Origin of the sequence: Haloferula sp. BvORR071 (assembly GCF_000739615.1) — a bacterium.
Lineage (GTDB): Bacteria > Verrucomicrobiota > Verrucomicrobiia > Verrucomicrobiales > Akkermansiaceae > Haloferula.
In genome coordinates, this window is sequence record NZ_BATP01000056.1 from 235218 (window position 1) to 248009 (window position 12792).

The window sequence follows — 12792 nt, forward strand, 5'->3', positions numbered from 1 at the left end:
ATGATCTCGATCCGCTGGCGGCTGACGATCCTGCTCTGTCTGGTGATGGGTTCCTTGCTGGTGGTCACCGGTGTCGGTGTCTTCATGGGCATGCGTCATTTGCTGATCGATCACTTCGACCAGACGCTGACGGCCAAGGCGACCGCGCTGATCACCGCCTCGGAGATCGATGGCGGCGAGTTCGAGATCGATCTCAAGGTGCAGGACTTCGCGGGCTTCGGAACCGGGGGAGGGGACTACTTTGAGATCCGGCGCATGAATGGCGATGTCTTCCTGCGCTCACCGTCGCTGATTTCCGCAGGCATCGAGATGGGCAAGTCCGGCAAGCCGCCGCAGAATGACGAGGCGAAGATCCGCGAGGCGAAACTGGGCGATGAGCGTCCCGCGCGCTTCTACATCCAGCGCTTCTATCCAAAGGGTGACAAGAAGCGCCGCCATCAGGACCTCTACTTGATTGTAGCGAGTCCACTGCGCGGCCTGCAAGTGGAGCTTGCCTTGCTAGGCACGGTGCTGGCGGTGGCCGGGGGCTTGGCGCTCTTCGTGATGGTTCCCCTGGTCGGCTTCGGCCTCGCCCGCGGCTTGCGGCCCTTGGGCAAGCTGGCGGGTGACGTGCGCTCGATTCCTCCCGATGGCCTGCACCAGCGCTTGGCCACCGAGCGGATCCCGGAGGAATTGGTGCCGGTGGCGGTAAGCTTGAACGATTGGCTGGAACGGCTGGAGGCATCCTTCGAGCGCGAGCGGCGCTTCAGTAGTAATGCTGCGCATGAGCTGCGGACTCCCTTGGCCGAGCTGAAGTCGATGGCCGAACTCGGTGCGACTTGGCCGGAGGAGACGACGCCGGAGCGCTGCGCGGAGATGGTGACAGTGGCGAACGAGATGGAGGCTTTGTTGGAGAAACTCTCCTTGCTCGCCCGCACCGAAGCAGGGCGGCAGGTGGTGGGCCGTGAATCTTTGCCGCTCGATGCCGCGACCGCGACGGTGGTCGAGCGATTCGAGGGTAGGGCTGCGGAGCGGGGCCTGGCCCTGGAGAAAAGGATCGGAAGCGAGGTGATCTGTACCGATCCGATGTTGTGGGGGGCCATCCTGCAAAACCTCTTGGGCAATGCTGTGTCTCACTCACCGGCAGGTAGCACGGTGGTCATCGAAGTTTCGCCGGGCTTGATCGCGGTGAGCAACCCGGCGCCGGATCTGGAGTCCGGGGATCTCCCCAAGTTGTTCGAACGCTTCTGGCGCAAGGATGAAGCGCGGAGCGGCTATGGCCACTCCGGGCTCGGGATGTCGATCGTGCGTGCCTGCGCCACCCTGTTGGGCGGCGAGTGCCATGCCACGCTCTCGGATGAAAAGCTGTTCCGGGTGGAGGTGGTTTTCCCAGCAGCGGTCGTTCAGTAGCCGAGCCAAGGCCCGAGCCACTTCTCTGCTTCCTCTACGCTCATGCCCTTGCGGTGTGCGTAGTCTTCGACCTGATCCTTCTGGAGCTCGGAGATGCCGAAGTAGTGGCTCTCCGGATGGCTGAAGTAGAGGCCGCAGACGGCGGCACCGGGGTGCATCGCGCAGCTTTCGGTCAGCTCCACGCCGGTGGCCTCTGATGCCTGTAGTAGATCGAAGAGGATTGGCTTTTCGGTGTGGTCGGGCTGGGCGGGGTAGCCGGGTGCCGGGCGGATGCCGCGGTAGAGTTCCTTGATCAGCTCATTCTTTCCGAATTCATTCGGGCGCTCATAGCCCCACTCGACGCGGGCGCGGTGGTGCATGAGCTCGGCGAAGGCCTCAGCCAAGCGGTCGGCGAGCGCCTTGGCCATGATCGAATTGTAGGGATCGTGCGCCTTCTCCAGCTCTGCCGCCCATTCGTCCGCGCCGTGAATGCCGACGACGAAGCCGCCGATGAAATCCTTGCCGGCTCCCTGTGGCGCGACGTAGTCGGACAGTGCCTCGTTTGGCTTGCCGCTCTCCTTCTTCAACTGCTGCCGCAGGGTGTGGAAGCGGGTCTTCTCGGTGCTGCGCGAGTCGTCGTTCCAGACGATGATGTCATCGCCATCGGAGTTGGCCGGGAAGAAGCCGTAGATGCCGCGCGCGGTGAAGCGCTTCTCGGCGATCACGCGCTCCAGTAGTTCGAGAGCTTCGGCGTGCAGCTTCGCCGCTTCCTTCGCGCCTTCCTCGTTCTTGGTCTTCAGCACACCTGCCTCGCGGTCCCAGACGCCGCGCAGCTCCCAAGCGTGGAAGAAGGGTGTCCAGTCGATGTATTCGAAAAGCTCGCGCAGTGATTGGCTCTCCAGCACACGCGTGCCGGTGAAGGCGGGAACCGCGGGCGTGTAGGCTGACCAGTCGGTCAGGCGTGCCAACGCGCGCGCTTCGACGATGCCGACGGTTTCTTTCTTCGGGCCGCCGGTGAAGGCTTCGCGAGCCTTGCGGTGGCGCTCGTTGTTCTCAGCCACGAAGCTGTCGCGCTGGTCTGCCGAAAGCAGCGAGGTGGTGACCGGCACCGAGCGTGAGGCGTCCAGCACGTGGACGACAGGCCCCGAGTAGTGCTGGGCGATCTTGACCGCCGTGTGGGTGGAGGAAGTGGTCGCGCCGCCGATCAGCAGCGGTACTTTGAAGCCGCCCTTCTCCATCTCCTTGGCGACGTGGATCATCTCATCCAGGGATGGGGTGATCAGGCCGGAGAGCCCGATGACATCCGCGCCCATCTCCTTGGCCTTCGCCAGAATCTTGTCGCAGGGCACCATCACGCCCATATCGGTCACTTCGAAACCGTTGCAGGCGAGCACCACGCCGACGATGTTCTTGCCGATGTCGTGGACGTCGCCCTTCACGGTAGCGATCAGGAAGCGACCCGCGGAGCGGCGGCGGCCGGCCAATGCGATCGCCTCGTCGCGAGTCAGTGCCGGGTCTTTCTCCATCAGCTCGGCGATGTCACCCGCCAGGAACTCGGCCTTCTCCGCTTCCATGAAGGGGGTCAGCCAAGCCACCGATTTCTTCATCACGCGGGCGCTCTTCACCACCTGCGGCAGGAACATCTTGCCGGCACCGAAGAGATCGCCGACCACGCCCATGCCATCCATCAGCGGGCCCTCGATCACCTTCAGTGGGCGGCCATATTTCAAGCGCGCTTCTTCGGTGTCCTCGTCGATGAATTTGTCGATGCCCTTGAGCAGCGCATGCTCCAGTCGCTTCTCGACGCTTTCCTCGCGCCAGCTGAGGTCTTCCTCCAGCTTCTTGCCGTCCTGGCCCTTGAAGCGCTCGGCGAATTCCAGCATGCGCTCGGTGGCATCCGGACGGCGATTGAGCAGCACGTCTTCCACGTGCTCCAGCATGTCCTTCGGGATCTCGTCGTAAACTTCGAGCATCCCGGCGTTCACGATGCCCATGTCCATGCCCGCGCGCGTGGCGTGGTAGAGGAAGGCGGAGTGCATCGCCTCGCGCACCACGTTGTTGCCGCGGAACGAGAATGAAATGTTAGAGACGCCGCCGGAGATCTTGGCGTGCGGGAGATGGGTTTTGATCCAGCGGCAGGCGTTGATGAAATCGAGAGCGTAGTTGTTGTGCTCCTCGATGCCGGTTGCGACGGTCAGGATGTTCGGGTCGAAGATGATGTCCTCCGGCGGGAAGCCGACCTTGTCCACCAGCACGCGATAGGCGCGTTCGCAGATGCGGATCTTCTCTTCATAGGTGGCGGCCTGGCCGTTTTCATCGAAGGCCATGACCACCGTGGCAGCACCGAAGCGGCGGATGTGCTTTGCCTGCTCGATGAACTTCTCCTCACCCTCCTTCAGCGAGATCGAGTTCACGATGCCCTTGCCCTGGAGATACTTCAGGCCTTCCTCGATGATCTCCCACTTCGAGGAGTCCACCATCAGCGGAACCTTCGAAATCTCCGGCTCGCTTTGCACCAATTGCAAGAAGCGCGCCATCATCGCCTTGCCGTCGATGAGGCCGTCATCGAAGCAGATGTCGATGACGTTCGCACCGCTCTCCACCTGCTGGCGGGCGATTTCGAGGGCGTCGTCGAGTTTGCCTTCACGCACCAGCTTCGCGAATTTCGGCGAGCCGGCCACGTTCGTGCGCTCCCCGATCATCAGGAAATTTTTGTCCGGCGTGTGGTTGTACGCTTCGGAGCCGGACAGGCGGAGGACTCGTGGAATGGTGGACATCGGAGGGCTGGGAGATTCAGTTTTCCAAGACGGGCACTTCGCGCGGCGCGATATTCTTCACGCCTTCTGCGATGGCGGCGATGTGCTCGGGGGTGTTGCCGCAGCATCCGCCGGCAAGATTGAGGAGGCCGTCCAAGGCGAATTCCTTCATGAAGGCATTCATGTGTGGCGGCTCGAGGTCGAAGCCGGTCGGAGCCAGTGGGTTGGGCAGGCCGGCGTTGGGGTAGCAGGAGATGTTTGTCGCGGAGACCTTCGCGAGTTCCTCGAGGTGCGGCTTCATGAGGTCCGGGCCGAGAGAGCAATTCAGGCCGACGGCCAGGGGGTTCACGTGGGCGACGGCGTTCCACATGGCTTCGACCTTCTGTGCTGAAATCATAGTTTCGCCACCGCGACCGACGGCGGCGCTGACGATGATGGGGAGCTTGAGGCCGTCGGCTTCGAAGACCTCCTGGATGGCGACGAGGGCTGCTTTAGCGTTCAGGGCGTCGAATATTGTTTCGACCATCAGGATGTCGCTGCCACCGGCGATGAGGGCGCGGACCTGGCGGGTGTAGTCCTCCTTCACCTGGTCGAAGGTGACCATGCGGAAGCCTGCGTCATTCGCGTCCGGTGAGGTGCTCAGGGAGACGGTGAGCGGCCCGATGGCACCGGCGACGTAGCGCTTGATGCCGGTTTCGTTCGCGACGCGGTCGGCCCACTCGCGGCAGAGCTTGGCGGACTCGTAGTTTATCTCCCAAGCGAGGTCGCGGAGCATCGTGTCGTCGATGATCTTCTGGAAGAACTCCGGATCCTTCACGCCGCCGTGCTCGCGCGGGTCATCCACGAAGAACTCGCTCTGCGCGATGGAGGTGCCGGAGAAGGTGTTGGTTTCGCAGATGTCCGAGCCCGCTTCGTAGAAGCGCTTGTGGATGTCACCGATGACGTCGGGCCGGGTCAGGGAGAGGATGTCGCCGTTGTTGAGCAGGTCCTTCTTGGAGTCCGCGAAGCGCGAGCCGCGGGCGTCCGTCTCGCTCAGGCCGTAGGTGCGGATGGTCGTGCCCATCGCCCCGTCGAGCACGAGGATGCGCTGGCGGAGAGCCTTCTGGAGCTCGGCGGTGGGGTCGGGTCGCGGCATGGCCGCAGGCTAGGACGGCCTAACGATTTCGCAAGAGACAAATCGTCATATCGCGATATGATGATGGATGGTGATTGGCTCGGAAGGTGGAAATCCCGGCCCTTTTCCAGCGTAAGGTGTCACCATGCGTTTCCTGTTTCCCTTGTTGGCCAGCGTTGTGGTAGCCCACGCCGACCCACACCCGCGCCTGATGTTTCCGCCCGCCGCGGAGGCGGAGCTGAAGCAGCGGCTGGCGGGGGATCCCTTGGCGGAGCGGCTGCAGAAATACGCGCTGGGCAAGGCCGAGAATGTGCTGAAGGAGCGCACCTGCAAATACGAACTCGCGGACAAGATCCGGCTGCTCCCCGAGTCGCGCCGCGCGCTGGAGCAGGTCTCCTATTCCGCTTGGGCTTGGCGGACCACCGGCGAGGAGCGCTTCAAGGAGCGGACGATCCGCGAGCTGGACGCCGCATGTGCCTTGCAAGACTGGAATCCCTCGCACTTCCTCGACGTCGCGGAAATGGCGACCGCGGTGGCGATTGGCTACGATTGGCTCTACCCGGCGCTCAGCCCGGAGCAGCGCCAGCGCTACGAGGACGCCCTGCTCGACAAGGCCCTGCGGGTCGTAGGTCCGCGTCATGCCAAGACCGGGTGGTGGCGCGGCGCGACCAACAACTGGACGCAGGTCTGCGCCTGCGGGATGGCGCTGGCCGCCGAGGCGGTGCGCGAGCGCGATCCGGAACTGTGCCAAGGGATCATCGAGCACGGCCGCGAGTTGATTGAGAAGTGCAGTGCCTTCTATGCGCCGGATGGCTGCTACCCGGAAGGCCCGGCCTACTGGCACTACGGCACGAACTTCGAGGTCATGCTGATCGCCGCCCGGCAGTCGCTGGGGCAGCCGATCGAGGTCACGCCGCTGCTGCGTGACAGCGGCAATTTCCTGATCCAAGCGCATGGCCCCACCGGCCTGAGCTTCAACTACGCCGACAGCGGTCCGGGCTCCGAGCAGCTCAGTCCGGCGCGCAGCTGGATCGCCACACAGTTCAAGGATGCCGGGCAGGCGCGTTACATCCGCGAGAAGTTTGAGAAGGAGCTCAATGGCGGGAAGATTTCCGGCTTCCGCACCTTCCCGTTGCACCTGCTGTGGTTGCCACCGGCACCGCAGGAAGGGCAGGGGAGCAAGGAGGCACCGCTGAATGCCAGCTTTGGCGGTGAGCAGGCGATGGCTTTCATGCGCAACGGCTGGACGCCGGACTCCGCGTGGCTGGCGATCAAGGGCGGCACCGGCGCGGCGAGCCACGGGCATCTCGACGCCGGCAGCTTCGTCTATGAGGCCGGGGGCCAGCGCTGGTTCCACGACCTCGGCTCGGACGACTACAACATGCCGGGCTACTTCGGCAACAAGCGCTGGAGCTACCTGCGGCTGAACAACTTTTCCCACAACACGCTGGTGATCGATGGCAAGAACCAGAAGACGCCGGAGGAGGGCTGTCCGATCCTCGTCCAACCGAGGCCGCTGGAGGAGGCGCCCGGCGCCCGTGCCAAGGCGGGCCAAGCTCGTATCAACACCTCCATCGACCTCAGCGGAGCCTACTCTGGCCAAGCCGAGCGGGTGACCCGCGGCATCATCTTCGATCCCGGCGATGGTTCCGTCGCGATGACCGACATGATCCGGAAGGCCAGCGGGCCGATCCGTTGGGCTGCGGTGACCAAGGCCGCGCCGAAGATCGAGGGCAAGCGCGTGATCCTTGAGCAGGGCGGCAAGCGGCTCGTCCTCACCCAATTGGCGCCGGCGAATGTGCCATGGGAGGAGTATTCCCTGAAGCCCGCCACCGAGGCCGAGGAGCAGAACGAGGGTTATCACTTGATTGGCTTCACCGTGCCGCCCTCCGGAGATAGCACCGCGCTGGGTGTCTCCTGGAAGCTGGAATGAACCGGGCGCGGATGATCTGGATTGGCGGAGATAGGGATTTCCGTTAGGCCGGGGCTTCTGATGACCAAGTATCTTCTCCTCGCCCTCTCCTGCCTCTTCTCCGTGGTGAGCTGCGCACCGCAGCCTCCCGTGCGCGGTATTTTTCACATCTATCAGGAGTCATCGAAGCTCGGGTCGGTCTCCCTGTTCGACTTGCCCGAGGGGCCCAAGGCGGTGTCGGCCTCCTTCGGAGAGGTGGATGGCATGGCAAAGCGCGACATTGCGAAGAGCGACTTCGAATTGATCTGGAATCGCCTCCACTCGGAAAATCTCGCCCGCTTCCAGGTTCAGGATCCTTCCTCCAAGTTCGATGTGACGAACAGCATCGTGGTGAAATTCGGGACGACGCCGGTGGAAAAGGTGCCGCTCTATGTGGTGCCGAAGGCTTCCGCATCCCCGGCCCTGAAGGCCACGGTGGCCAAGATCAAGAAGCTCGCACCGCTCTAGCCGTCCTTCCAGATATGCTGGACGCGCGGCAGAGATGATGGAAAAATGCGGAATGCCCCGCAAGCCCCGGAACTTCACGGCATGAGCAGCACGCGGACCCCGGGGCCCAAGCGCAGCATCGCCTGGCCACGCACCAGCCGCGATCCGCAGCGGCCGGCGATGGCTCGTCCGCCGCGGCTTGTAGGGATTTTCTTCTACATCCTGTTTCTGGTGCTGCCTTCGCTGGCTGTCGGGCGGGTCGTGCAGGTGATCGATTGGCGGGTGGTCGTGCTCTACTTCTTCACCATCTCGATGGCGACCATGGTGCTCTACTACACGGACAAGCGCGCCGCACGGATCGGTGGCTGGCGCACGCCGGAGACGGTGTTGCATCTGGCCGAACTCGGTGGCGGCTGGGCTGCGGCCTATCTCGCGCAGCAGTCCTTCCGCCACAAGACCTCGAAGACCGGCTACCAGGTGACTTACTGGCTGATCGGCTTCCTCCACCAGTTCTTCGCCTGCGACTACCTGCTCGACTGGCGGATCTCGCGGGGGATGTTCGGCAAGGTCGTTTCCGGGGTGGCTTCCCATCTGTTAGGTGGGGGATGGTCATGAAAGCTTGAATGTTAGATCGCGGGCTGGCAGATCGCACGCGAATGACGCTGCCCAAGCAATTCAGCACCATGAGGACCCCTGCGTGCTGGGGTCTCGTTCTCAGCGCGGTGGGACTTGCGGTAATCTTCCTGACCGGCCATTCCGCAGACCCGCTAGCGCGCTTCTTCGCCTTCGCTCTGGCCTGTCTTTCCCTGGTCTGCATCGCCTGCCTGATTCCCGGCAGCTCGCGTCTGGAAGTCTGCGAGCAGGGGATCACGCTGAACCAGATCCTATGGCGCCAGCACATCAGCTGGGCGAACCTGCGGGCCTTCACCGTGATCGATTTCGACGATACCGGTCTCGGCCTCTCGCCGGACTGGGCGCGCTACTCGGTCGGCTATCTGGTCACCGATGAACAGCTATCCACGCTCTCACGGGTCGGGCGGAAGTTTCATGGCATCTATGGTTGCCACGGTTCCCTGCCACCGGTGGACGGCATGTCGGCGGATGATCTCGTCGGACTGCTGAACCGCGCGCTGGCGAGCTCGCGGGTGGAGCGGGAAGAGGCTTGAGCGTCGATCGGAGACAAGTTTCCAAGGGTTTCACCCGCGCGGTGTCACCCTTGTGATGAAAGCGATTCCGGTTCTCGTCGCGAGCGGTCTTCTTGCCATTGGTTCGCCGGCAGCCTCTGCCTTGAGCATGAGCCTGCCTGCGCCGCAGATCTTCTTCCCGAAGGGCTACGATGAGGCCCGTGCGGAGAAGATCCATTCGGTGCTGCGCTCGGAGAAGTTCAGCTACCTCGGCGGGCTTACCAGCTATTGGGAGCCGGAGTATTCCACGACCTTGGTTTACGATGGTGACGCGGCGGCTCTGAACTCGCTGCTGGCCGAGCTGCAGAAGGTTGGGAAGTTGACGGTGCGCCTTGCGTTCTCGCCGGATCTGTCGAAGGAAACGGGCTCGGCCTTGCAGGCGGGGAGTTGGTGGGTGAGTTACTCCCATACCGCGCCGGATACGATTACGGTGCGGGTGAATCTCGCGGCGGAGAGGTTGAAGGGGGATAAGCTGGAGATTGTTTTGCCGAAGGCGGGGGATTGACACGCCCTCCAGCGCTGGGGAGGGAGGACGCCAGAAAGTGGGTGTGGCGGTGAGCAGGGTGGATTTGCTCTGCCGGAACGGCGCAGCCGTTCCGCTTAGGGATCACGCGATAGATCGGGAAGAGGTTCGAGCAGCGTTGTCGCCTTGCGGGGCGCGAGCGTAGAGGGCCCAAGCCGATCGGCACCTTGAGTTTCCCCTTTTTGCGGCTTTGCCGCTTTAGGAGTGCGCGCGAGAATCGCCGCTTTTTGGGTGAATGCTCCCGGGTGCTAGCTTACGAGTTCCAGGAGACCGTCCCCTGCAGAGGTTTTCGACGTGGGGAGGATCTCCCTAGAACTTGTGTGGCGTTGAAGCGGGTGAACTCGCCGGAAAAGCGGCGATTCTCGCGCGCACTCCGAAAGCGGCTGCGCCGCAAAGGGGCCTACTGCCCGTGATCCGGTAACGGATTACTCTGCCTTCTTGGTGGTTCCGAGACGGTAGACGATGACGCGGCGGTCTTCGCTCATGGCGGACTCGGTGGAGTCTTCCGGGTGGGTGGCTTCGCTCTCGCCGAAGCCGGCCGGTATCAGGCGTTCGGGGGCGATGCCGAGGCGTGCCATCTCACGTGCGATCGCTTCGGCCCGCAATTGGGATAGCGCCTGGTTGTTGTCGAAGTCGCCCTTCACGGAGGAGTGAACCTCGATCGCGAAGCGCGAGCCTGCGAGGCCGGGGTCGGTGATGGCTTGGGCCAAAGCCAGAATCACTTCATGCCCGTGCTGATCGGCAACGCGGGTGCTGTCCTCTTGGAAAACGATGTCGTGGCTGCTCAGCATTGAATCGCTGTCGACGGGATAGGAAATCGCCCAGCTGCCTTCGCCGCGATACTCGTCGGGCAAGAGCGCACCGGACCATGCGGCATCATCGCTCTTGAAGACCGGCACCACTGCCGAAGCCGGGTTGGCCTGGAGAGCGCCAAGCTTGGCTTGTGCAAGCAAGACGGCTGGCACGCTATCCTGCGAGCTGTAGTAGAGGTAGCGCCTGCCATCGTGCAGGTAGCGGAAGCCGGCATTCGGAGTCTTGGGCGTGGCCAGACGCTCAGCACCTTCGCCCGCGGCCTCCGCGGGACGATAGAAGAAGTTCTCCGGCTCGGTCGCCGTGCGGTCGCCGGCCAGGCGCTGCTTCAGAAATTCCACCGCCGCCTGGCGGTCATCGCGGCTTCCCGCACGCGGACCTTCGCGCTTGTCGATATCCTCACCGGTGAGGCGTGCCTGCTGCTCGCGGGCGATCTCGGCGTGTGAAGGGAAGCTCCCCTTGTCGAGGACTTCGGTGATGATGGCGCGAGCATCGATGGGACCTTGGATCTGCAGCTTGCGCTCGCGCAGCTTGTTCGCGGCATCGTCAATGGATTGGCGCACCGCTTCCTCACTGCCGACTTCGGCAGTGGGTTTTTCGAAGCCTCCGGGAGCGGGCGAGTTGTTCTTCCGCCGGTCATCGACGTTCGTCTGGCGCGAAGCAGGATTGGCTTTGTCGGCATTGCCATCCTTCAAGCGCGCTGCCTCCGGACCTGCCTTTACGGATGAATCCTGAGTCTTGCGTGCCTCAGGGGAGGCTTTGTTCGCATTTGAATCTTCCACCTTGCTCACATCGGTGCCGGCCTTGCCGGCATTGTCAGTGACAGGACGCGAGTCCTTGCCAGAGGCGCGGGCGCTATCTTCGAGTGGCTTGGAATCCGGATTCGCTTTCTGCGAATGATCCTCCACCGGTTGCGCTTCGCGGATTGCCGGATCCGCGCGGAGAGTGGTCGTGAAGGGCACTAAGCACGCCAAGGCCGCCAAGGCGAGATGCCGCTCACGGCAACAAAACGGGGCATGGAAGTTCGCTTTCATGTCTTACTCCCTCGCTAGATCCATACCGGAAGCATCGGTCGTTGTGAGACGTTGAGTTTCTGTGTTTTGGCCGCAGGGTTGTTTTTTTGCAGCGTGCAAGGGGAGTGTCTGATCCATGCACAATGCAGTCAGTCGAACCGCGAATGAACACGGATGGACAGGAATGAAGAAGAGGATAGCGGCGGCTTATTCCTCCGCCTCTATCCGTGCTCATTCGTGTTTATCCGTGGTTGAGTCTTTGGGAAAATGGTCTGGCGTGAGGGATTCGAACCCCCGACCTCGTGAATCCAAATCACGCATGCTAGCCAGGCTACACCAACGCCAGTTGTATGGATTGAGTTAAGTTAAATGGAGTGGTGCCACGCCAGGGACTCGAACCCCGATCTGCGCCTTCGTAGGGCGATGTGCTGATCCATTGCACCAGCGCGGCAGGAAATAGAAGTGGTGCCGGTGGCGGGATTTGAACTCGCACTGTCCTGATTCTAAGTCAGGTGCCTCTACCAATTGGGCTACACCGGCAAAAAGAAGCGGTGCTACCCCGGGAAGAAGGAGCCACGCCTCAGCGACCGAGATCCGCGAGTCGCGGTCGGTCGGCGAAGGTCAGTGGCAGTCGGAAGTTCATCGGAGAAGAGCGCGCATCGCGGCGCGCGGGGAGGAAATATGTATCGAGGAAAATGCCGATGTCAATATGGGCATAGAGGAAAGTACGAATTTGCGTCTGCAGCCCTTGCGTGTGCGAGCATCCCCGCGAGTGTTTCTGCAGAAGCCTATTTCAATGCCATGAGTCCTGTTCTTCATTTCAACATGATGAGAAGGGGATCGCGCTTCGGCCTGATGCTTTCGCTGGTCCTGGCCGGATTGATGGTCGTCTCAGGTGGTCTCGATTCCTCCGCCGGTGCTTGGCTCGCTTACCTGTGCCTGTGCGCTGCGGTGGTGTTCGCGATCTACCAGATTCCTGGTAGTTGCGGCGTGCAGGTGGGTATCGACGGTATCTCGATCCGCTCGCCTTTCTGGAAGCAACGGCTTGATTGGCGGAACCTGAAGGGCTTCGTGCTGGTGGATCTCAATGGCGACCGTCCGGATCCTTCACCGCGGCGCTGCTGGATCGGCTATCTGATGAGTGACAGCCAGCGTGAGGCGACCTCAGCGGAAAGCCTGAGGATCTTCGAGCCTTTGGGCTGTGATGGGTTGTTGCCGAGAGTGGAGGATGTGGACTCGTCGGAACTGGTGAGGCTGCTGAATGGGGTGCTGAGGCATCAGCGGGGGAGTGTGGCGGGCACAGAGGATTAACAGAACCGCGGACGGCTCTTCTCCTGGGAGCGCGAGGGTTCCTCACTGCGGTCTGTTGTTAAGCCTTGCAGCATTGCCACGGCGCTATCCGTTCATCGCGCGAAATTGTGGCCTGCCGCGCTGGTCGCTTCTGCGGGGCGGGTGCCTCCGCGCTCCCGGGGAAGAGGCACCCAGTAGTTCGACGCGAGAGGGCTGGTGAGCGAGCGATGATAGGGGGACGACTATTCCTTCTTCAGATCGCGCGGAGGCACTGATCCGCGGAATGATTCCTCACTGCGGTGAGCCGTGAAGCCTTGCAGCATTGGCACGGCGCTA

Annotated in this window: 10 protein-coding genes and 3 tRNA genes; 7 read left to right on the forward strand and 6 right to left on the reverse strand. The window is 62.6% G+C overall.

The window, feature by feature from the left end; genetic code table 11:
• Positions 1-1389: an ATP-binding protein gene (locus BV071_RS27360; protein WP_035614171.1), complete on the forward strand. Its 1389-nt coding sequence runs from the start codon at positions 1-3 to the stop codon at positions 1387-1389.
• On the opposite strand, the gene metH is transcribed toward BV071_RS27360, so the two are convergent.
• A complete protein-coding gene (gene metH / locus BV071_RS27365; RefSeq protein ID WP_035614173.1) occupies positions 1383-4145 on the reverse strand; it encodes a methionine synthase in 2763 nt (920 codons plus the stop codon). The two genes, BV071_RS27360 and metH, sit on opposite strands and share 7 nt — an antisense overlap.
• A 16-nt stretch (positions 4146-4161) precedes the next feature.
• Positions 4162-5259 (reverse strand): homocysteine S-methyltransferase family protein, encoded by a 1098-nt coding sequence (locus BV071_RS35885; RefSeq protein ID WP_035614176.1) that lies wholly within the window; start codon positions 5257-5259, stop codon positions 4162-4164.
• A gap of 124 nt (positions 5260-5383) precedes the next feature.
• On the opposite strand from BV071_RS35885, the gene BV071_RS27375 reads away from it, so the two are divergent.
• The 5 genes from BV071_RS27375 to BV071_RS27395 all read left to right on the forward strand — a co-directional run bounded on the left by BV071_RS27375 (position 5384) and on the right by BV071_RS27395 (position 9325).
• On the forward strand, positions 5384-7171 hold the full coding sequence (locus tag BV071_RS27375; protein WP_035614178.1) for a heparinase II/III family protein: 1788 nt from the start codon (positions 5384-5386) through the stop codon (positions 7169-7171).
• Positions 7172-7231: 60 nt separating this feature from the next.
• The gene (locus BV071_RS27380) at positions 7232-7657 is read left to right on the forward strand and encodes a hypothetical protein (protein WP_035614182.1); all 426 of its coding nucleotides are present in this window, start codon (positions 7232-7234) and stop codon (positions 7655-7657) included.
• An 81-nt stretch (positions 7658-7738) separates the two neighbouring features.
• Entirely contained in the window at positions 7739-8251 is a 513-nt protein-coding gene (locus BV071_RS27385) for a DUF1294 domain-containing protein (protein ID WP_052573950.1), read from the forward strand.
• A 68-nt stretch (positions 8252-8319) separates the two neighbouring features.
• A complete protein-coding gene (locus BV071_RS27390) occupies positions 8320-8802 on the forward strand; it encodes a hypothetical protein (protein WP_265594966.1) in 483 nt (160 codons plus the stop codon).
• Positions 8803-8857: 55 nt separating this feature from the next.
• Entirely contained in the window at positions 8858-9325 is a 468-nt protein-coding gene (locus BV071_RS27395; protein ID WP_035614188.1) for a hypothetical protein, read from the forward strand.
• A 443-nt stretch (positions 9326-9768) separates the two neighbouring features.
• Here BV071_RS27395 and BV071_RS33805 read toward each other — a convergent pair whose 3' ends face one another.
• The 4 genes from BV071_RS33805 to BV071_RS27415 all read right to left on the reverse strand — a co-directional run bounded on the left by BV071_RS33805 (position 9769) and on the right by BV071_RS27415 (position 11706).
• Positions 9769-11187 (reverse strand): OmpA family protein, encoded by a 1419-nt coding sequence (locus BV071_RS33805; RefSeq protein WP_052573951.1) that lies wholly within the window; start codon positions 11185-11187, stop codon positions 9769-9771.
• Positions 11188-11434: 247 nt separating this feature from the next.
• Positions 11435-11512 (reverse strand) — tRNA-Pro (locus BV071_RS27405).
• A gap of 29 nt (positions 11513-11541) precedes the next feature.
• Positions 11542-11617: transfer RNA gene (locus BV071_RS27410), tRNA-Arg, on the reverse strand.
• Positions 11618-11629: 12 nt separating this feature from the next.
• Positions 11630-11706, reverse strand: a tRNA-Leu gene (locus BV071_RS27415).
• Between the two features lie 261 nt (positions 11707-11967).
• Here BV071_RS27415 and BV071_RS27420 point away from each other — a divergent pair.
• A complete protein-coding gene (locus BV071_RS27420; RefSeq protein WP_265594967.1) occupies positions 11968-12477 on the forward strand; it encodes a hypothetical protein in 510 nt (169 codons plus the stop codon).
• Positions 12478-12792 lie beyond the last annotated feature (315 nt).

Coding starts and splice junctions, on each gene's coding strand:
- BV071_RS27360 (WP_035614171.1), top strand. CDS start 1: ATGATCTCGATCCGCTGGCGGCTGACGATCCTGCTCTGTCTGGTGATG.
- metH (WP_035614173.1), bottom strand. CDS start 4,145: ATGTCCACCATTCCACGAGTCCTCCGCCTGTCCGGCTCCGAAGCGTAC.
- BV071_RS35885 (WP_035614176.1), bottom strand. CDS start 5,259: ATGCCGCGACCCGACCCCACCGCCGAGCTCCAGAAGGCTCTCCGCCAG.
- BV071_RS27375 (WP_035614178.1), top strand. CDS start 5,384: ATGCGTTTCCTGTTTCCCTTGTTGGCCAGCGTTGTGGTAGCCCACGCC.
- BV071_RS27380 (WP_035614182.1), top strand. CDS start 7,232: ATGACCAAGTATCTTCTCCTCGCCCTCTCCTGCCTCTTCTCCGTGGTG.
- BV071_RS27385 (WP_052573950.1), top strand. CDS start 7,739: ATGAGCAGCACGCGGACCCCGGGGCCCAAGCGCAGCATCGCCTGGCCA.
- BV071_RS27390 (WP_265594966.1), top strand. CDS start 8,320: ATGAGGACCCCTGCGTGCTGGGGTCTCGTTCTCAGCGCGGTGGGACTT.
- BV071_RS27395 (WP_035614188.1), top strand. CDS start 8,858: ATGAAAGCGATTCCGGTTCTCGTCGCGAGCGGTCTTCTTGCCATTGGT.
- BV071_RS33805 (WP_052573951.1), bottom strand. CDS start 11,187: ATGAAAGCGAACTTCCATGCCCCGTTTTGTTGCCGTGAGCGGCATCTC.
- BV071_RS27420 (WP_265594967.1), top strand. CDS start 11,968: ATGAGTCCTGTTCTTCATTTCAACATGATGAGAAGGGGATCGCGCTTC.